Consider the following 19,646-nt stretch of genomic DNA (forward strand, 5'->3'; position numbering starts at 1 on the left):
GCTGTTCCTCACCACCGAGGCCGTCATCGCCGAGAAGCCCGAGAAGGCCGGAGCCGCCCCCGCCATGCCCGGCGGCGGCGACATGGACTTCTGAGTCCACGCGCTTTCGAAAAAGAGGCGACCCCGACGTGCCGGGGCCGCCTCTTTTTGTCTCTCCGGGTTCTCGTCGTCCCTCCGGGGTCTCGGCCCGGTTTCCGTCTCTTCGGTTCCCGGTCCCGTGCGGTGGGCCGTACGCGACCCCGGTCCCGCGCGGTGGCGCGCACGTGACCCTGGCCGGTGGCCCGTGCGCGACACCGGCCTGCGTGGTGGTCCGTGCGCGGTCCTGGCCTGCGCGATGGCCCGTGCGCGGCCCCGGGGCTAGCCGAGCTGTGCGGGCAGCGGCTTGGAGTGCAGGACGGTCAGGGAGGTGACCGCGCGGGTCAGCACCACGTAGAGGCGGGCCAGGCCGCGGGGTTCGGCGTCGACGATGTCGGCGGGCTCGGCCACGATCACGTGGTCGTACTCCAGGCCCTTGGCCAGGGACGCCGGGATGACCAGGAGGCGGTGGTCCTCGACCGTGTCGGGGCTCAGCACCCGGTGCTCCAGGTGGGCCAGAGCCTCGGACACGGCGCCCACCGAGGCGTCGGGGACGATGACGCCGATCGACCCCTCGCGGGCGAGCGCCTCCTCGGCGGCGCGGGCCAGCGACGCGGCCAGGTCGGGTGCCGGGCGCACCGACAGGGAGCCCGCGCCGGGCCGCAGCGACCTGGGCGCGGCCAGGTCGGGGGCGACGGAGGGCAGCAGCCTGGCCGCGTAGTCGAGGACCTCCCGGGGCACCCGGAAGCCGAGGGTGAGCTCGGTGACCGCGCCGTCCTCGAAGCCGAGATGGGTGAGGACCTCCGTCCAGGAGCGGGCGGACCAGGGCGTGGTGCCCTGCGCGAGGTCGCCCAGCACGGTGGCCGAGCCGGTGCGGCAGCGTCGCCCCAGGGCCCGCAGCTGCATCGCCGACAGGTCCTGGGCCTCGTCCACGACCAGGTGGCCCAACGGGACGGTCCGCTCGATCATGTCGGCCAGCTCGTCCATCAGCGCGCCGTCGGCCGCCGACCACTTGGCCGAGCGGAAGGACTTGGGAGGCTTCGCCCACAGCAGCAGTGCCCGCTCCTCGGCCGTGAGGTCGTCCTTCGCGGCGGCGGCGAGGAAGTCGGGGTCGCCGAACAGCCGGTGGAGCACCTGCTGCGGGGTGAGCTTGGGCCAGACCTGGTCCACGAGCTGCCTGACCGGCTTGGACCTGGCCACCGCGTCCTGCACCCGGTCGTCGGGAGACTCGCCGCGCTGCTCCATCCGGACGAGCACCAGGTGGGCGAGGCGCTGGGCGAGCGTGGCGCGCCCCGGGCCGTAACGGGTGGTGCCGCGCAGCGCGGCGACGATCTCGCGGACCTCGTGGTCGGCGACCCGGTAGCGGTTGATCCCCTTGGTGAACAGCACGCCCTCGGTGGGCTTGACGACGTGCATCCACAGGGCGCGCCGGAGCACGGGGACGATCCTCGCGTCACCCTTGATCGTGCTGACGGCGGGGTCCTCCGGGGCGGAGTGGTCGCCGAGGATCCCGGCGGCCGTGGTCTGGTCGACCTTGACCTCGCCCAGGGCGGGGAGCACGGAGGAGATGTAGGAGAGGAACGCCCGGTTCGGGCCGACGATCATCACGCCCGAGCGGGCGAGCCGCTCGCGGTGGGTGAAGAGCAGGTAGGCGGCCCGGTGCAGGCCGACGGCGGTCTTCCCGGTGCCGGGGGCGCCCTGGACGCACACCGTCCGTCCCAGGTCCGAGCGGACGATCTCGTCCTGGTCGGGCTGGATCGTCGCGACGATGTCGCGCATCGGCCCCGAGCGCGGGCGCTCGATCTCCTCGGTGAGGATCCTGCTCTGGGCGAGGGCGGCGCCGCCCTGGTCGAGGCGCTCGTCCTCGTAGGCGGTGAGGTCGCCGCCCCGGTAGCCGAACCTGCGGCGCAGCGCGACGCGCATCGGGTCGGACGGGCTGGCCTGGTAGAAGGCCCGCGAGACCGGGGCCCGCCAGTCGATGACCAGGGGGCGGCTGCTGTCGTCGTGGACGTGCCTGCGCCCGACGTAGACCGTGCCGGGAAGGTCGTCTCCCTCCTGGCGGTCGAGGCGGCCGAAGAACAGGGGCGTGCCGGAGTGGTCGGCGAGCGCCTCGACGCGCTGGTCCAGCAGCGCCTGCAGGATCTGCTGGGAGACCCAGTCTCCGGCGGCGTCGGAGGAGAGGGAGCGGGCGTGCTCGCGCATCGCGCGGAGCGCCGCCCTGGAGACGGCGAGGTGCTCGCGCTCGGCGGCGAGGATCCGGGTGGGGTCGTCGGTTATGTCGGGGGCCAATTGATGTGCGGGCACGCTGAAGTGCCTCCCATTCGGCAAACGGAGGTGGTGGTCATCGGGCAGCGAATCGACCAGCTTAGCGGCGACCATCCGGCGTCTCAAAAGGATTAACGCCGGACTGGGGGGCGGCGGTCGCGGGTATCCCAACGGTCGTGCGGATCTCCCCTGTCATACCGGCCGTCGCGAGCCTTCTCCTGGCCGCGCTCTGGGGGCTTTCGGTGTTCGCGGGCTGGGGGGTCGAGGCCTTCTGCTCCGACCCCGGCTGCGTGGCCAGGCTGGACGGGGTGGTGAGGCTGTCGTCCCTGTTCGCGGCGGCCGCGGCCTGCTGCACGGCGGTCGCCCTGCTGGCGCCGGGGACGCGCGGCGCCGGACATCGTTTCGCCGCTCTGATGACCGCCGCGGTGACCGCCTGGGTGGTCGCGGAGGGCGTTCTCTTCGTGGGCGGCCTGCTTGTTCGGTAGTCATGCCGATCGGATTGCGCGGTGGTCGCACCGATCTTTTGGCGGCCACTCCATTCGTTCGGTAGTCGCTCCGACACCCTCCGTCATTCTCCCCGGAAATAGCGAAAAAGCGCGGCAAACCTGGTGACTCCCGCAGATCATGGGGGTATGTCGCCAGTGGCCGCCAGGCCTAGCGAGGGGGTGGTTTGTTTGTCGAAAGCCCGCGGGATTTCGTGGACCTGACACAAATTGACGACGTGTTCGCCATGTGAGGTCAATCTCCGGCGAGCACGTCGTCCGCGTCGATGATCTGGTACGCGTACCCCTGCTCGGCCAGGAACCGCTGCCGGTGCGCCGCGAAATCCTGGTCGACCGTGTCACGGCTGACGACCGAGTAGAAGCGGGCCCCGCCCCCGTCGGCCTTCGGCCGCAGCACCCGTCCCAGCCGCTGCGCCTCCTCCTGCCGGGACCCGAAGGTGCCCGACACCTGGATGGCCACCGCCGCCTCCGGCAGGTCGATGGAGAAGTTGGCGACCTTGGAGACGACCAGGACCTGGATCTCCCTGTCGCGGAACGCCTGGAAGAGCCGCTCCCGCTCCTTGACCTTCGTCTCTCCCTTGATCACCGGAGCGTTCAGGTGCTCGCCGAGCTCGTCGAGCTGGTCGATGTACTGCCCGATGACCAGCACCTGCTCGTCCAGATGGCGGCGGACCAGCGCCTCGGTCACCCGCGTCTTGGACGGCGTGGTCGCGCAGAACCGGTAGCGCTCCTCGGACTCGGCCATCGCGTAGGCGAGCCGCTCCTCGTCGGTGAGCGTCACCCGCACCTCGACGCAGTCGGCCGGGGCGATCCAGCCCTGGTTCTCCATCTCCTTCCACGGCGCGTCGTACCGCTTGGGACCGATGAGGGAGAACACGTCGCCCTCCCTGCCGTCCTCGCGCACGAGCGTCGCGGTCAGGCCCACCCGCCGCCTGGCCTGCAGGTCCGCGGTCATCCGGAAGATCGGCGCGGGCAGCAGGTGCACCTCGTCGTAGACGACCAGGCCCCAGTCGCGGGCGTCGAACAGCTCCAGATGTCGGTAGACGCCCTGCCTGCGGGTCGTCATCACCTGGTACGTGGCGATGGTGACGGGGCGGATCTCCTTCTTCGTGCCGGTGTACTCGCCGATCTCGTCCTCGGTCAGCGAGGTCCGCTTGAGCAGCTCCTGCTTCCACTGGTGCGCGGAGACCGTGTTGGTCACCAGGATCAGCGTCGTCGCCTTGGCCTGCGCCATCGCCGCCGCGCCCACGATCGTCTTGCCCGCCCCGCAGGGGAGCACGACCACGCCGGAGCCGCCGTGCCAGAACGCCTCGGCGGCCTCCCGCTGGTAGGTGCGCAGCTCCCAGCCGTCTTCGGTGAGCGCGATCGGGTGGTGCTCGCCGTCGACGTATCCCGCCAGGTCCTCGGCGGGCCAGCCCAGCTTGAGCAGGTGCTGCTTGATGTTGCCGCGCTCGCTCGGGTGCACCACCACGCCGTCGTCGCCCAGGCGCTCGCCCAGCAGCGGCTGGATCTTCTTGGCGCGCAGGACCTCTTCCAGCACGGCCTTGTCGGTGCTGGTCAGGGCGAGCCCGTGGACGGGGTGCTTCTCCAGGCGGAGCCTGCCGTAGCGCGACATCGTCTCGGCGACGTCGACCAGCAGCGCGTGCGGCACGGGGTAGCGGCTGTGGGCGATCAGCGCGTCGATCACCTGCTCGGCGTCGTGCCCGGCGGCCCGCGCGTTCCACAGCGCCAGGGGGGTGATCCGGTAGGTGTGCACGTGCTCGGGGGCACGCTCCAGCTCCGCGAACGGGGCGATCGCCTTGCGGCACTCCCCGGCCCTCTCGTGATCGACCTCAAGGAGCAGGGTTTTGTCCGATTGGACGATCAATGGTCCGTCAGTCACAGACTTCTCCCTTGGTCACCGCAGGTCATGGCAGGTTACGCGGATCGGCTCATGGTCGCACTCGCGGACGCCCACGGGGTCGTCCCGCGCTGCCTGTGCGGAGGTTCCCTGTATGCAACAGACGGGAGCGCCCGGGCAGTCCCGTCCGGCCCACTCAATCTCCCGCGCCCGTCCGTCACCTGCCCGCCCGTGGCGTGCCCAGTCCTCGCGTGCCCGTCCGCCGGGTGCCGGCCCGGTGCGTTCCTGCCCGTCGGGTGCTCGTACACCGGGTGCCCGTCCGCCGGGTGTCCGGCCGTCCAGGTGTCCGGTCCTCGCGGGCCCGGTGTCGTGCGTACGGGTCCGGCGGGCGGTTCACGGAGTGGTCAGCTGGGGCCGAAGGCGCCGTTGAGACCGGCGACGATGAAGAAGGTCACGCCCAGGACGAGCAGCACGATGTTGGCGCCGACGCTGATCCAGGTCCACTTGAGCAGGTTCCTCGCGCCTCGCGGATCGGTGTCGACCCTGCCCAGCGCGAGGCCCGACAGGATGGTGCCGATGAGGCCGCCGAGGCTCACGAAGCAGCTCAGCGCGAGCACGAGGCTGATGACGAGGGCGACGATCGCGTGCGTCCTGACACCCTCGACCTCGCGGGGCGACGGCGCCCCGTAGCCCTGTTGCCCGTAGGAGGAGCCCTGCTGCCCGTAACCCTGCCCGTAGGAGGGCTGCTCGCCGTATCCCTGCCCGTACCCCTGGCCGTAACCCTGCCCGTAGGACTGGTCGGGATAGCCGGGGGCCTGTCCGTAGTCCTTGGTCTGACCGTATTCGGGCTGGACGGGCTCCGGCTGGTAACCCTGCTGGGGCTGCTCGTAGCCGTACGGCTGCCGGTCGTGACCCGGGGTCTGGCCCGGTCCCGTGGTGTAGGGGCTCTTCCAGTCGTCCGGGTTGGTGCTGGGGCCTTCGGAGTGACCGCTGCTCACTGGGGATCTCTCGCTTCTGTGGAGCTCAGAACGTCAACTGTTATCACGATATGGGCCGTGAGCCGGGTGTCAGGGGCGAATGGGCTCGGTCACATCCCGGCGACCGGCGCCCGGAGGAGACCAGGAGGAGGACCCTCGCACCTCGGCGAGCGCCCCGCTGAACGACGTGGCGGACGGCGCGCCGCCGCCGGACCGTCGGCCTGGCTCATGGCGGGCTCGTTCCGGAATCGAGACTACCTCTTGCGCCCGCCCGGCACGCCGGGGCTGACGGGCTTACCGCTCCCATGCTGAACCGGCAGGGACGTCTCACACGATGTCGGCTATGCCGGTGATGCGGTGCAGGGCGAAGCGGTGCACCGCCGCCCGCGTCTCGTCGTAGGCGGTGAGATAGCCGCCCTCCATCCGGGCGGGTTCGAGGATCCGGCTGGTGGCGTTGCCCTGGGAGTCGAGGTAGCCGATCCAGACCTGAGATCCCTGCCGGATGGCCTCGCGAAGGGCGGTGATCGTGGCGGTGGCGGGGGAGCGCGGCACCTGGCCACCGGGGGCGGCCACCGGGGCGCGGCGAGCCTGGTACGCGGCGTCACCCGCGCGCACGGCGCGGACGGCGGCCGCCACCACGTCGGCCTCGTGGCCGTTGAACGTGACCGGGGAACGACCCGCCGAGGTGCCCTCGGTCCGGCGGACGTCGAGCTGGGTGATGATCACGTCGCCGTCGAGCGACTCCGCCGCCGGGGCGTAGCCCATCGCGCGCAGCGAGTCGACCAGCGCCGGACGGGAGGACTTGGAGGCGATCACCGTGGGAGCGAGCCGCCGCAGCCGCAACGGGATCGCCCGCTTGTCGGCCATCACCTCGTCGAGCAGGGAGGGGTCGTCGCACCGCACGTACGCGCTCGCCGTGCCGACGCGCATCCGGCCGTGGCGCCTGGCCACGTCGGTGACCAGGTAGCTGAGCGGCTGCGGCACGGGTGTGGTCGAGTGGCGCTCCAGCATGGCCAGCAGCTCGTCGGCGCCCTGCCCGGCGTCCAGGGCCCGCCGGATCGACCGCTCGTCGAAGCGGTAGACCGTCGCGCCGCCGGTCGACTCCACCTCGGCCGCCACCGCCAGCCACCGCCTCAGGTCGCCGGTGAGCGGGCCGGGGGCGACCGCGGTCAGGTCGGCCTGGAGGAGCACGTGGTCGAGCGGCTCGGGCAGCAGCGGGAGCAGCAGGTGGGCGGCGGACACCGGGCGGCCGCCACCTCCCTGACCGGCCGGGGCCGCGAGGTTGCCGCCGCCGGAGGGGGCGGGGAGCAGGGCGCGGCCGTGGGCCGCGAGCGCCCCGAGCCCGGTGACGCCGATCTGCTCGGCCTCGCGCAACGTGAACTCCACCAGCTGGTCGCGGTGGCCTCCGCGACGCCGGGGCTGCTCCCAGGCCAGGCGCTCGCGTACCGCGTCGGGGGTCGGCGCCACCCCGGGCGTCGAGGCGAGTATGCCCAGGGTCGTGGCGCGGACCTCGGCGGCGGCCGGGCGGCGCAGGTCGGGATGGAGCGCGTTGAGCAGCCGGTCGCGCTCGTCGCGCTCGCCGATGACCCCCGGCACCCGGTCCATGGTGAGCCAGGCCGTGGCCAGCATCACCCAGCGGTCCTCCGTGGACTTCACCCGCCAGCCGTCGTAGACGGGGGTGGGCAGCCAGTCGCCGTCGACGGTGCCGCTGGCCGCGATCAGCCCCGTCGCGTACGACACCTCGATGATCAGCCCCGCCACCCACTCGGGCAGGTCGAGCAGGCCCGCGGTCCGCTTGAGGTCGCGCACGGCCAGGCCGCCGCTGCGGAGCACGCCGGGCGGGTCGACGCTCCAGCGCTCGCACAGCTCCTCCACCGCGCGGGTGAACGTGAACGCCTGCCCGGCGGCCGTGCGGTCGGCGAGCCGCCGGTCGCGCTCGGTGCCCTCGGTCGCGGGCGGGAAGGGGGACAGGTCCCGGTGGACGCGGCCGCCGCGCAGGAACAGGGCGACCTCGCGGGGCAGCACCACGGTCTCCTCGCCGGTGGCGGCGAGCAGGGCGCGGGAGAGGAGCTGCTCGATCGGCGACTGCGCGGTGGCGGCCCGCACCTCGCGGCGGGCGTTGGGCACCCGGCCGCTGGCCGGACCCCAGACCAGCTCGTTCAGCGCGGACCGCGCCTGCGGCGAGACCTCCTCGACCAGCCGTCCGACGATTTCCTCGTCGGCGAGCAGCGCGGCGAGTGTCTCCTTGGTGGCGCTCCCGGCGCCCTCGGCGCTCCCGGTGTCGTCGCCCGTGACGTCCTGGACCAGCTCGGCCAGCCGCTCGGCGGGGTGGTGCCTGAACGCCTCCACGGCGGGCGGGCCGAGCCCCGCGGGAGCGTCGAGCACCTCCCGCACCCCGGGCGCCGGGGCCAGGGCGCGGTCGGGCCCGTAGATCAGGGCCATGGTGCGCAGCCGCTCGACGGTCTCCTTGAGGGCGCTCTGGAACTCCGGATCGGCCGGTCCGGGGAGGGCGCGGGCCATCTGGGCACGCAGTGACCTGTAGGCGACCGGGCCGGGCAGCACGGCCAGCGTCTCCACGACCGCGAGCGAGAACCGGTCGAGCCGGTCGAGTGCCCTGCCCACCGCCGACGGGCTGCTCGCCCGCCCGGCGAGCCCTTCCAGGTGAGCGGGGACGGGGGTGATGAGCTCGGGCCGCACGGAGACGAGAGCCCGCAACCGGTCGTCGCTCCGGCCGCGCAGCCACTCGGTGAACTCCGTGCTCATTCCGCCAATGGTAGGAGGCTTGACCGACATCGCGCGGCCTGGGGGATTTCCGGGATCCCGTGAAGAGGGCCGATCGATCACGTGATGGGCGGCGAATGGGGGAAGAAGCTCACGAGCGAGACGATGTCGAGAGAGGATGGCCAGTGTGATCGAGCGTGCGGACCAGCTCGTCCTGGACTACGTCAGCAGGGCGGCCGACGCGGCCCACGGCGTGCTGCCGCCGAGACAGCGGATCGACTTCGTCGCGGTGCTGCGCAGGCGGATCGACGCCGAGCGGGCCGGGATGGACGACCCCGCCGCCGTGGCGAGGGTCCTGGCCCGGTTCGGCGACCCGGCGGCGCTGGTCCACCGTGAGGTGCGCCGCCTGGGGAGGGAGACGCCCTCCCGGTCCTCGGACCGGTCTTCTGAGCGCTCTTCGGAGAACTCGCCGGGGCGCCCCGGGCCACGGGTCTCCGAGGAGGGTTCCCGGGGGTCCCGGGGCGCGCGAGGTTCTCGGGGGTCCCGGAGCTCCGGGGTCTCGCGTGAGGGTTCCGGTACGGTCCCCAGGCCCCGGGAGGATCCCGCGGGGGGTTCGGTGAGGGCTTCCGGTGACCTCGGCCGTCCCGGTGACACAGACCGTCCTGGTGGCGCGGATCGTCTCGGCGGCGCCGGCCGTCCCGGTGATGTCGGTCGTCATGGTGACATCGGCCGTCCTGGTGGCGTGGACCGTCCTGGTGACGCCGACCGCTCCACCCGTGCCACGGACCTCGACGGCACCTCGGCCGTCCGTCCGGTGGCCGCGATGCCTCTCGCCGCCCCCACCCCGGACGGTTCCGCCCCCGAGGACCGCGAGCCCCCTCGGGAAGGTCACGCCCCCGAGGGCCGCGAGCCCACTTCCAGGGAGCCTGTCCCCGGGGACCACGACCCCGCCTCCAGCGGGCCTGTCCCGGAGGGGCCCGTTCCCACGCCGGGAGGTGCGGTCTCCGGCCCGGACGGCCCTGGCCGTGCGGCGGATGGTCCACCGTCTCCGTCCACGCCCCCATCCACGCCCTCGCCCTCATTCACGCCTTCGTCCTCGTCTACGCCGGGGGAGACAGCCGGGCGTTCCCCGTCCACCGCCCGCGAGGTCACGCCGGGGGATTCCGGTCTCCCGCCTTCCCGGCGCTCCGTTCGGGGGCATCCGTACGCCTCGACGGGCGCCCGTCCGGATACCGGCGAACCCGCGCGGGGCCGTCCCACCCCGGACCTTTCCGAATCGGAGCGCCCGGAGCCGGGCCATCCCGAGCAGGACCGTCTTGAGCCGGAGCGCCCGGAGCCGGATGTTCCCGGGGCCTCGGCCTCGCGCGGGTCCAGCTGGACGGAGCGGATCTTCCCGGCCCGCTCGCGGTCGTCATCGGCCGACCCGGGGGAGGACGAGCCCGACGTCGCGGCCGGTAGCCGCCCGGGGAGCGGGGAAGACGCCGCCGACGATTGGGAGGACGCGGTGGAGAGCGACCCGCCGACCGAGGAGATCCCTCCCGTACAGGACCCTCTCCCGCCGCCGGTGGCACGGCGGGAGACGCCGGAGCAGCCGCGCGAACCGCGACAACCGCAGGGGCCGGAGGGGCCGGAGGAGCCGCGGGAACCGGAGGACAAGCGCGAGGAGGAGCCGAGGGGAGATCGACCGGAGGCGCCGCGCGGGAAGCAGACAGACGCGGAGGGCCGTCCGGGGCTCCCGCCCGGCGTGGCCAGGGGGATGCGGGAGGCCGAGGAGCGGCTGGCCAGGAGGCGGGCACGAAACCGGCCCGACTGGCTGCGCCGGAGCCGCCCGGCCCGGTCGAGGGAGGACGTCGTCCCCGGCACCCAGGACGCCCGGACGATCCTGCTGGGCCACCGGCGCGAGATGGTCGGCCTGGGTCTGCTCGCCCTCGCCGGCCTGCTGATCCCCTTCCCGTTCGCCCCGATCGCGATCTTCAGGATCCCGGTGCTGGTGTGGGCCGTCGCGGCGCTCGTCGTGATCGCCTGCGAGAACTGGCACACCTCCGACAAGGCGCTCGGGCTGGCCGCCCCGATCGTGAGCTACTCCCTCGGCGGCGGACTGGTCGCCCTCGTCAGGGCCAGGAACGACCTCGGCACGGTGGTGGACGAGTTCTTCGCCATCAGCGGGCTGATGTTCATGCTCGGTACGGCGTGGGCCGTCTTCTGGATGGCCTACCGCCTGCTCAACCCCCCGATCCCCGTGGGAAGGGGAATCCGCCGACCGGGGTGACGCCGGCGACCACCGGACCCGTCGGTCGCCAGAGCCGTCAGCCGAGGGCCTGGACCGCGGGCCGGGGCAGCAGGCCGAGGGCGAGGCGTACCCAGGAGGCGACGAAGCGGTCGCGATCCACGCGGCCGGGGGGCTCGCCCACGGTCTCCTCGAACAGCTGATAGTTGATCACCGCTCCGCCGAGCACGGCACCGATGGCGGGCCAGTCGGCGGTGGTTCCGGCGTACTCGGGCTGGGCGCGGAACCACATGGTGATCGCGTCGAACATGGGTTGCAGCAGACCTTCGCGCACGGTCGCGACCAGTTCGGGGAACTGGCTCAGGTCGCGGAAGAAGACGCGCGTCAACTGCCTCTCCTCGCGGACCTTGGCCAGCCCCAGCCCGCACAGGTGGGCGAGCCGTTCCTCGACACCGGTGGAGGTGTCGACGACGCTGAGCTCGGTCAGGGTCTCGGTGATCTGTGCCCGCGTCCTGGCGGCGTGCTCGTTCATCGCCGCCGCCAGCACCTCGTACTTGGACTTGAAGTGCCGGTAGAGGCCGCCGGCGCCAGGGGACAGCCCGGAGGCGGCCTCGATCTCGGCCACCGAGGTCGCCGCGTAACCCCGTTCGGCGAACAGGCGTAGCGCCTCGTCGATGATCCGCTCGCGTGTCGATCTGGTCATTCTCTGCCGATACCTCCTCCGTGACCTTATCCAGTGCCACCCGAGGCGGGTCGCACCACACCGTGCCGAGCCGATCTCCGCCCGTGGGGAGGGGTGAGGGTCCACCCGCCAGGCGCCCCCTCGCCCGGTCTCACTCCCCGGGTCTCGCCCTCGCTTTCCCTGACCGGTCCGGGGGCGACGTACGGACGGGCACGCGGGGCGGTTCGCCGAGGGGGAGGCCCGGCTTCCAGGCCCGGCTTCCAAGGTTGGCTTCCGGGGTTGGCTCCCAGGGGCGGGGCCGGGGGCCGGGGCCAGGACAGGAAGATCGGCCCGACGGGTTCCGGAGACCGGTCGCCCGGAGAAGCGCGGGAGAGGGGCGGGAGAGGGGTGCCCATCCACCTTCCGGATTAAGGAAATCTTTTCGCGAAGGCTTCCGCATTGGAGGGTCACGGACAGCGCTTAGGATTAGCCATGTTTAGGGTGATTTGGCATTCTTTGAGGGCTTCTTGGAGAATCCGCTTCGTGAAGCCGACAAGGAACTGTGAGTGACCTGATGAACTCCGTGGGATTCGACCTCGATCTGACGCTCGCCGACACGCGCGCGGGCATCGCCGCCGTTTACGACGAGGTGGCGCTGCGGACGGGCGTCTTCATCGACAGCGTCGCCGTGGTGGCCAGGCTGGGACCGCCGCTGGAGTGGGAGCTGGCCAACTGGATGCCCGCCGAGGAGGTCCCCGCGGCCGCCGACGTCTACCGGGAGCTGTATCCGTCGATCGCCATCCCGGTCACCACCCTCATGCCCGGCGCGCGCGAGGCCGTCGAGGCCGTACGGCGGGCGGGAGGACGGGTCGCCGTCGTGACGGGGAAGAACGCCCGCGACGCGGCGAGCACGGTCGAGTTCCTCGGCCTGGACGTGGACGAGGTCGCCGGGTCGGTTTTCGGGGCGGCCAAGGGTCCGGCCCTCGCGGCTTTCGGCGCCGCCGCATATGTTGGAGATCATGTCGCGGACATCGACGCGGCGCGAGCGGGGGGAGTCGTCAGCGTGGCGGTGGCGACGGGCGTCTATCCGGTGGGAGAACTGCGTGATCACGGAGCCGATGTGACCCTGGGCGATCTGACCGAGTTCGTCGAATGGTTCGACGGCTGGCGAACACCGGCCGCTCTCGTGTAATTCGGGCTCCAATACACGGTCGCCCTCGGCGTCCGCTGGGCATAACCTACATCCATTCCTTTTCACGACAGTCTGAACGAGGTCACCCCTGTGCCGAGTGGCAAGGTCAAGTGGTACGACGCCGACAAGGGATTCGGCTTCCTCACCCGCGACGACGGCGGTGAGGTCTTCGTGCATTCTTCCGCGCTGCCCTCCGGCGTGGATTCCCTAAAGCCGGGCCAGAAGGTCGAATTCGGCGTGGCCGAAGGGCGCCGCGGCCAGCAGGCGCTCTCGGTCCGGGTGATCGACCAGCCCCCCACCCTCGCCAAGACCGCCAAGCCCAAGGGCAAGCGTAAGAAGCCCGACGAGATGGTCGTCATCGTGGAGGACCTGATCAAGCTCCTCGACACGGTCTCCACGTCGTACCAGAGGGGAAAGCAGCCCGAGGCGGCGCACGCGAAGAAGATCGCCGCAGTGCTCCGGGCCGTCGCCGACGACCTGGACGACTGACCCCCCGCGGACCACCCGCCGATCGACCCGATCTCCCGTACGCGCTCCGCGACCCGGTCACGCGGATCCTCCCGTGCCCGCTCCGCGGCCCGGCCGTGCCGGTCCGGGTCTCCGTAAACGCCGAACGCCGAAGGTCGAACGGCCCAACGCCGAAGATCGAACGCCGAAGATCGAACGCCGAACGCCGGGAGACCCCCGCGGCTCAGCCGTGGGGGTTGGTGAGCGGCCTGGTCCGCTTCTCCGTCGGGGGGTCCCCGTGGTGCACGACCGCGGTGGTCGTCCCGGCGGGCCGCGGCCTGACCCACTCCTCGGGCTCCTCGGGCTCCTCAGGCGTCGCGTCCCGCGAGGGCCGCTCCCCGTTGGTCGCGGGGTGCGGCCCGGGCGGGGCGGGGCGCGGGCCCCTGGCGGCCTCGACCCTGGCGTCCACCTCCCGGACCCGTCTGCGGCGGCGTACCAGCAGCCAGCCGAGCGAGCCCGCCAGCACCACGGCCATCACGGCCAGACCCACCGTCCCGCCCGCGAACAGCGAGAGCCAGAGCCCGACCAGGCCGCCCAGCACCCAGGCGATCTGCAGGAAGGCCTCCACCACCCCGAACGTGGACGAGCGCACCTCCTCGCCGATCTCCCGCTGCACGATCGCGTCCAGCGCGAGCTTGCCCAGCCCCTGGGCGAACGCGGCCACCAGCGCGACCGCCACCGCGCTCCACAGCTGGAAGACGACGGCCGCCAGTATCGTGATCGCGGTCGTCATGGCGAGTGTGCCCAGCACGATGACCTGCGGGGAGTGGTTGCGCACCCACGAGGCCACGGCCGTGCCCGCCAGCCCCCCGACCCCGGCGGCCACCGCCAGCACGCCGACGGCGACCACCGGCGGCAGGCCGGGCAGGTTCTTGTCCTGGACGAGGAAGAGCAGGTAGAAGAGCAGGAACCCGGAGTAGAGGCGGATGGCCACGTTGGCGTGCATCGCCTCGGCCACCACCGGGCCGACGTTCAGCATCGTGCGCCAGCGGGGCGGCCGCTTCTCTCCCTCGTCGTCCAGCTCCTCCAGGTCGGGGGAGTCGATGTGGCGCGGGAGCCGTACGGCCAGCACGCCCTGGAGCAGGAAGAGCACCGTCGCGCCGCGCAGCACCCACTCGGCGCCCAGCCAGGCACTGGCGCCCGCGCCGATCGGCACCGCGACGCCCGCCGTGACCAGCGCGAACAGGGCGACCCTCGCGTTCGCCGTGACCAGCGCGATGTCGGCGGGCAGCACGCTCGGCATGATCGCCGCGCGGGAGACGTTGTAGGCCTTCGACAGCACCAGCACGGCCAGCGCCGCCGGGAAGATCGTGAACACGTCGCCGGGGACGATCGCCGCCGCCATCGCGAAGCAGAGCAGCCCGCGCCCGAAGAGGGTCCCGGCCATCACGAAACGCCGCCCGGAGCGGAACCGGTCGAGGACCGGGCCGACGAACGGCGCGACCACCACGAACGGGATCATCGTGATCAGCAGGTAGAGGGCGACCTGGCCGCGTGCCTCGTTCACCGGGAGCTTGAAGAGGGTGCCCGCGAGGGCGGCGGTGACCAGGGCGTCGCCCGCGCTGTGCGCGGCGGTCAGCTCGATCAGCTGGCCCAGCCCGGTGCGGCCCGCGCCCTGCGCGTGGGTGAGCCGCCGCGCGGCCCGTCCGGCCCGCTGGGTGCCGCTGACCGCTCCCCGGCCAGCCCGCGCCGTCACCCGGCCCGCGCCCCTGCCCGCCCGTGCCGTCACCCGGCTCGTGCCACGGCCCGCTCGCGCGGCGGCCCGGCCCGCGGCGGCGGCGGCCCCGCCGACCCGCCGAGACGCCTCGCCCACCGTCTTCCGCGCTCGTTCCCACCCAGCTGCCACGTATCCAGTCATACCCGAAGGGCGGGTGAGTTGTCCGGTGCGCCAGGTCACTCGGTGGCCGATGGGATGTCCACGGTGCCGTTCGCTCCTGTCATGGGCGAGAATGAACTGTGAGCGCAGTGAGCGAGCGAGCCAGTAGGGACAGCAGCCGTCGTGCTGCGAGGCTGACGGGAGACGACTCGTGAGCCGGACTCGATCCCGTGCCGTGGTCCTTGACCAGGCGTGCGTCGCGGCCGTCGACCTGGCCAGAGCCGCGGTCGAGGAGAACGTCAAGCCCGAGGAGGTGGGCGACCACCTCGGGGTCGAGGGCGAGGGAGACCGCGTCGTCACCCATTACTTCGCCTGTCTCGACCGCGCCTACCGGGGCTGGCGCTGGGCCGTCACGGTCGCCCGGGCCTCACGGGCGCGCAACGTGACGGTCAGTGAGGTCGTGCTCCTGCCCGGCGCGGGGGCCCTGATGCCGCCGCAGTGGGTGCCGTGGAGCGAGCGGCTCCTGCCCGGCGACCTCGGCGTGGGCGATCTGCTGCCCACCTCCGACGACGACGACAGGCTCGCGCCCGGTTTCACCGAGACCGACGACGACTCCGACCACCAGATGATCTTCGAGTACGGCCTGGGCCGGGCCCGGGTGCTCTCCCCGATCGGCCGCGACCGCGCCGTGCGGCGCTGGCACTCCGGTGAGTCGGGGCCGCACACCCCGCTCGCGCACGCCGCGCCCGCCCAGTGCTCCACCTGCGGCTTCTACTGGCCGCTCGCGGGCGCGCTGCGCACCGGCTTCGGGGTCTGCGCGAACGAGTACGCCCCCGACGACGGCCGGGTGGTCGCCGCCGACCACGGCTGCGGGGCGCACTCCGAGGCGGCCGTGCTGCCGCACCAGGTCGAGCCGACCTCGCCGATCCTCGACGATCTCTCCTACGACACCGCGGAGAACGGTGCGGAGCCGGATCTGGCCGGATCGGTGGACGACACCGCCTCCGAGCCGCTCGGTCACTCCTGACCCGGCGCCGCCGGGCCGTTCCCAACCCGGGGCACCGGGTCCAGCCCGCCCCGCCGCCGTCCCGGCGGCACCTCCGGCCTTCGCGGCCGGGCGCCGCTCCCGTGGCGTCCCGGCCGTCCTGGCCCTCCCGGTCGTTCCGGCCGGGACGCCCGGTCGTGCGGGGCATCGACCTTTGGAAGCATCGCCTTGACTGACATCTTCGGCACCGAACGACTGCGCTCCGCCGTCCTGGCCGCCTGGACGGCCTCGCCCGCCCGTTTCCGCGAGGACGCCAACGCGGAGGAGGACTTCGCGCTCGGCGGCTACCGTGACCGGCTGATCGTCGAGCTCGCCCAGAACGCCGCCGACGCCGCGCTCCGCGCCGGGGTGCCCGGCCGGCTCCGTCTCTCGCTGCGCGAGGGCGTGCTGTCGGCCGCCAACACCGGAGCCCCGGTCGACGCGGCCGGGATCGAGGGTCTGTCCACGCTGCGCGTCTCCGCCAAGCGCGACGACACCCACGCGGCCGGCCGGTTCGGTGTCGGGTTCGCGGCCGTGGTGTCGGTCTGCGACGAGCCGGTGATCGGCTCGCTCGGTTCCGGGGTCGTCCGCTGGTCCCGCGACCAGACGGCCGCCCTGGTGGCCGCCGAGCCCGAGCTGGCCAAGGAGCTGGCCGAGCGCGGCGGGCACGTCCCGCTGCTGCGCCTGCCCTTCCCCGCGGGCCCGGTGGAGATCCCGGCCGGGTTCGACACGCTCGTGCGGCTGCCGCTCCGCGACGAGGCGGCCGAGGAGGCCGTACGGGGGATGCTGAGGGAGACCAGCCCCGCCCTGCTGCTCGGCCTGCCCGCCCTGGAGGCGATCGAGGTCGACGTGGACGGCGAGACGCGGACCGTCACCGCCGAGGGCTGGAAGGTCGTCTCGGCCTCCGGGCGCTTCACCCCCGAGCAGGTGGCCGAGCTCTTCGCCGACCGCCCGACCGAGGAGCGCTCCCGGCCGCACTGGCTGGTCCGCTGGGCCGTACCCGTCACGGGTCCCGGATCCGTCGCCGGTTCCGCCGGTTCCGCGTCCGGCGGTCCTGAGGCCGCCGGTCCCGGGTCCGCCGGTTTCGCGGGGGGTTCCCTGGGCGGCCCGGCGGGTGGCGCCTCGAACGGCCCCTCGGGCGGTGCCCGGGGTGGTTCGCGGGAGGCGGCGCCGGTCGGGGAGCCCCGGCCGCTGCCCGCGCTGGTACCGCCCGTGGTGCACGCGCCCACGCCGAGCGACGAGCCGCTGGACCTGCCCGCGCTGCTGATCGCCTCGTTCCCGATGGCCACCGACCGGCGGCACGTCGCGCCGGGCCCGCTCGCCGACTTCCTGGTCGAACGGGCCGCCGACACCTATCTGGAGCTGCTCGCCGGGCTGCCCCGCACGCCCCGGCTCCTCGATCTCGTCCCCGGCATGATGGGCAAGGGCGAGCTCGACGCCCGTATCCGCCGGGCGATCCTGCGCAGGCTCCCCGACGCCCCGCTGCTCCCCGCGCTCTCCCCGCCCGCCGACCCGGCCTCGACGGGCAGGCCGGGCGGTTCCGGTGCCTCGCTCCTGCTCCCCGACCCCTCCGAGGTGGCCGCCGGAGCCGGGGCCGGTACCGACGGCGGCGCCTCCCCGGCCCCGCTCTCCGAGGGCGAGGAGCTGGTCGTCTCCGGGCGGCAGGCCTCCGTGGTCGCGGCCCCGGCCGAGCTGCTGGAGAGGGTCGCCCCCATGATCCCCGGGCTGCTGCCCGCGGGGTGGCCGTCCCGGCATCCGGCGATCACCGCGCTCGGCGTCAGCCGGGTGCAGCTCTCCGAGATCGTGGACATGCTCTCCGGCGACGCCGTCAAGGACAGGGACCCTGCCTGGTGGCGGTCGCTGTACGAGGTGCTGCCCGCCGACGACCCCGAGGCACTCGGCGCGCTGCCGGTGCCACTGGCCGACGGCCGCCTGGTCAGGGGGCCGCGCGGCACGCTGCTGCTCACCGACGGCTCCGCGCTGGACCCGGCCGTCCTCGCCCCGCTCGGGCTGCGCGTGGTGCACCCGGACGCGGCCCATCCCCTCCTGCTCAGGCTCGGCGCGGGCGAGGCCACCCCCCGCACCGTCCTGGAGGACCCGCTGACCCGCTCCGCGGTCTCGGAGTCGCTCGACAGCCCCGACTCCGAGCCGGTGGCCCAGGCGGTGCTCGCGCTGGTCGACGCCGCCGGGCTGACCGCGGGTGACGCCCCCTGGCTGTCCGAGCTGGCGCTGCGCGGCGCCGACGGCGAGCTGTACCCGGCGGGCGAGCTGCTCCTCGCCGACGGGGCGCTGGCCGGGCTGCTCGACACGGAGACGCACTTCGGCACGGCCGCGCCCGAGCTGGTGGAGCGGTACGGCCCCCGGGTGCTCGCCGCGGTGGGGGTGCTCGACGGCTTCGCCGTGGTCAACGACTCCGACGTCATGATCGACCCGGACGAGTGCGACCACGACCTGGATCGGGAGGACGAGTGGCTGGAGACCGTCCTCGACCTGCTGCCCGAGATGGACGTACCGCCGGTCGCCCGGGAGTTCTCCGCCGTACGCGACCTGGAGTACGTCGCCGACTGGCCCGCCGCCCTCGCCCTGCTGTCGCGTCCGCCGCTCCGCTCGGTGCTGCACCCGCTGCGGATCCTGGTGGCGGGGGAGGTCGTGGAGGTGCCGTCCTACACCGCCTGGTGGCTCTCCACGCACCCGGTGCTCGCCGGCAGGCGCCCCACGGAGCTGCGGCTCCCCGCGGGCGACCCGCTGCTGTTCGGCCTGTACGGCGATGCCCCGGCCGTCGTCGACGAGGCCGCGCTGGCGATGATCGGCGTCCGGAGCACGCTGGCCGACCTGCTCGCCACCCACGGCGGTCCCGACGAGCTGCTCGACCTGCTGGGCGACCCCTCCCTGGAGGTCGACCGCGCCCAGCTCCGCTCGCTGTGGGTGGCCCTCGCCGGTGTCGACCCGGCCCGCGTCGGGCCCCCGCGCGCCGTACGCGCCATCCTCGGTGACGCGATCGTCGCCGTCGACGCGGAGGACGGCCGGGTGCTGTCCACCGGCACCGATCTCCAGGAGAGGGGCGCGGGTGAGCCGGTCGTGGTCGAGGCGCCGGACCTGCTGCCGCTCGTCGCGGGCCGGCCGCTGATCCTGGCCCCGTTCGACCTGGCCGAGGCGCTGTCGGAGCTGCTCGACCTGCCGCTGGCCGGTGAGGAGGCCGCGGGCGAGGTGACGTCCTCGGGCGAGACGCGCGACGTCCCGCCCGCCGTACGGTCGCTGCTGCCGACCGCGCCCGCGACCTATGTGGAGCACGAGAGGCTGCTGGTGGACGGTGTCCCCGCGGCGTGGCGGTTCTTCGAGGGCACGGTGCACGCCTCGGGCGTGGAGGGGCTGGCGCGCGGCCTCGCCTGGGCGTCCGGCCAGTGGGGCGACCGGCTCGCGGTGGCGGCGCTGCTGCGCGATCCGGCGGCGGTGCCGCTGCTGCTCGCCGAGGCCGACCTGGACAGCTGGACCGCCTCGACCTAGACGATCGCCTGGCCGGTCACGGATCTCACAGGATCGCGGTGGTCGGCTCGATCGGTTCCTCGGGCGGCGGGCGGCGGCGGTTGCGGCGGCGTACGAACCAGAGGCCGAAGAGGCCGCCGCAGATGCCCGACACGCAGGTCCAGATCCACCAGCGGTACTCGGGATCCGGCTGCGCGACCAGGAGCACGACCAGGGCGACGGCCCACAGGCCCGTGCCCGTGAGGATCGTGAGCGTGTCGTTGGTCTTCAACGGCTGCAGATCCGGGCGTCGTGGCTGGTTCACGCGCTCCAGACTAGGCGACGACGTCTCACTGTTCGCAAAACGGATTACGTC

Annotated in this window: 13 protein-coding genes; 6 read left to right on the forward strand and 7 right to left on the reverse strand. The window is 73.3% G+C overall.

Going from position 1 to position 19,646, the window contains the following annotated elements:
- Positions 1-357: 357 nt before the first annotated feature.
- Complete coding sequence (locus ACFFRH_RS18160; protein ID WP_386157949.1) at positions 358-2,379, reverse strand: HelD family protein; 2,022 nt, start codon at positions 2,377-2,379, stop codon at positions 358-360.
- Between the two features lie 137 nt (positions 2,380-2,516).
- On the opposite strand from ACFFRH_RS18160, the gene ACFFRH_RS18165 reads away from it, so the two are divergent.
- Complete coding sequence (locus ACFFRH_RS18165; protein ID WP_344744283.1) at positions 2,517-2,825, forward strand: hypothetical protein; 309 nt, start codon at positions 2,517-2,519, stop codon at positions 2,823-2,825.
- A 253-nt stretch (positions 2,826-3,078) separates the two neighbouring features.
- On the opposite strand, the gene ACFFRH_RS18170 is transcribed toward ACFFRH_RS18165, so the two are convergent.
- The 3 genes from ACFFRH_RS18170 to ACFFRH_RS18180 all read right to left on the reverse strand — a co-directional run bounded on the left by ACFFRH_RS18170 (position 3,079) and on the right by ACFFRH_RS18180 (position 8,423).
- Positions 3,079-4,725: a DNA repair helicase XPB gene (locus ACFFRH_RS18170; RefSeq protein WP_344744284.1), complete on the reverse strand. Its 1,647-nt coding sequence runs from the start codon at positions 4,723-4,725 to the stop codon at positions 3,079-3,081.
- Between the two features lie 362 nt (positions 4,726-5,087).
- Positions 5,088-5,681, reverse strand: coding sequence for a hypothetical protein (locus ACFFRH_RS18175; RefSeq protein WP_344744285.1), 594 nt, complete (start codon positions 5,679-5,681; stop codon positions 5,088-5,090).
- Between the two features lie 306 nt (positions 5,682-5,987).
- Positions 5,988-8,423, reverse strand: coding sequence for a helicase-associated domain-containing protein (locus ACFFRH_RS18180; RefSeq protein ID WP_344744286.1), 2,436 nt, complete (start codon positions 8,421-8,423; stop codon positions 5,988-5,990).
- A 1,462-nt stretch (positions 8,424-9,885) separates the two neighbouring features.
- Here ACFFRH_RS18180 and ACFFRH_RS18185 point away from each other — a divergent pair.
- A complete protein-coding gene (locus ACFFRH_RS18185) occupies positions 9,886-10,650 on the forward strand; it encodes a hypothetical protein (RefSeq protein WP_386157955.1) in 765 nt (254 codons plus the stop codon).
- A gap of 37 nt (positions 10,651-10,687) precedes the next feature.
- Here ACFFRH_RS18185 and ACFFRH_RS18190 read toward each other — a convergent pair whose 3' ends face one another.
- Positions 10,688-11,311, reverse strand: coding sequence for a TetR/AcrR family transcriptional regulator (locus ACFFRH_RS18190; RefSeq protein ID WP_344744288.1), 624 nt, complete (start codon positions 11,309-11,311; stop codon positions 10,688-10,690).
- Between the two features lie 520 nt (positions 11,312-11,831).
- Here ACFFRH_RS18190 and ACFFRH_RS18195 point away from each other — a divergent pair.
- Together ACFFRH_RS18195 and ACFFRH_RS18200 are read left to right on the forward strand one after the other, a co-directional pair.
- The gene (locus tag ACFFRH_RS18195; RefSeq protein ID WP_344744289.1) at positions 11,832-12,461 is read left to right on the forward strand and encodes an HAD family hydrolase; all 630 of its coding nucleotides are present in this window, start codon (positions 11,832-11,834) and stop codon (positions 12,459-12,461) included.
- Positions 12,462-12,551: 90 nt separating this feature from the next.
- Entirely contained in the window at positions 12,552-12,950 is a 399-nt protein-coding gene (locus tag ACFFRH_RS18200; RefSeq protein ID WP_344744291.1) for a cold-shock protein, read from the forward strand.
- 202 nt (positions 12,951-13,152) lie between these two features.
- Here ACFFRH_RS18200 and ACFFRH_RS18205 read toward each other — a convergent pair whose 3' ends face one another.
- A complete protein-coding gene (locus tag ACFFRH_RS18205) occupies positions 13,153-14,814 on the reverse strand; it encodes an MFS transporter (protein ID WP_386157960.1) in 1,662 nt (553 codons plus the stop codon).
- A 181-nt stretch (positions 14,815-14,995) separates the two neighbouring features.
- Between ACFFRH_RS18205 and ACFFRH_RS18210 the strand changes: the two genes are divergently transcribed.
- Together ACFFRH_RS18210 and ACFFRH_RS18215 are read left to right on the forward strand one after the other, a co-directional pair.
- A complete protein-coding gene (locus ACFFRH_RS18210) occupies positions 14,996-15,811 on the forward strand; it encodes a DUF3027 domain-containing protein (RefSeq protein WP_344744293.1) in 816 nt (271 codons plus the stop codon).
- A 186-nt stretch (positions 15,812-15,997) separates the two neighbouring features.
- Positions 15,998-19,312 (forward strand): sacsin N-terminal ATP-binding-like domain-containing protein, encoded by a 3,315-nt coding sequence (locus ACFFRH_RS18215; RefSeq protein WP_386157964.1) that lies wholly within the window; start codon positions 15,998-16,000, stop codon positions 19,310-19,312.
- A gap of 25 nt (positions 19,313-19,337) precedes the next feature.
- On the opposite strand, the gene ACFFRH_RS18220 is transcribed toward ACFFRH_RS18215, so the two are convergent.
- Positions 19,338-19,595 carry a DUF2530 domain-containing protein gene (locus ACFFRH_RS18220; RefSeq protein WP_344744294.1) on the reverse strand — a complete coding sequence of 86 codons (258 nt, stop codon included), beginning with the start codon at positions 19,593-19,595 and terminating at the stop codon, positions 19,338-19,340.
- Between the last annotated feature and the right edge of the window lie 51 nt (positions 19,596-19,646).

The sequence above is a fragment of the Streptosporangium vulgare genome, from assembly GCF_042428775.1.
GTDB lineage: Bacteria > Actinomycetota > Actinomycetes > Streptosporangiales > Streptosporangiaceae > Streptosporangium > Streptosporangium vulgare.

Coding starts and splice junctions, on each gene's coding strand:
- ACFFRH_RS18190 (WP_344744288.1), bottom strand. CDS start 11,311: ATGACCAGATCGACACGCGAGCGGATCATCGACGAGGCGCTACGCCTG.
- ACFFRH_RS18180 (WP_344744286.1), bottom strand. CDS start 8,423: ATGAGCACGGAGTTCACCGAGTGGCTGCGCGGCCGGAGCGACGACCGG.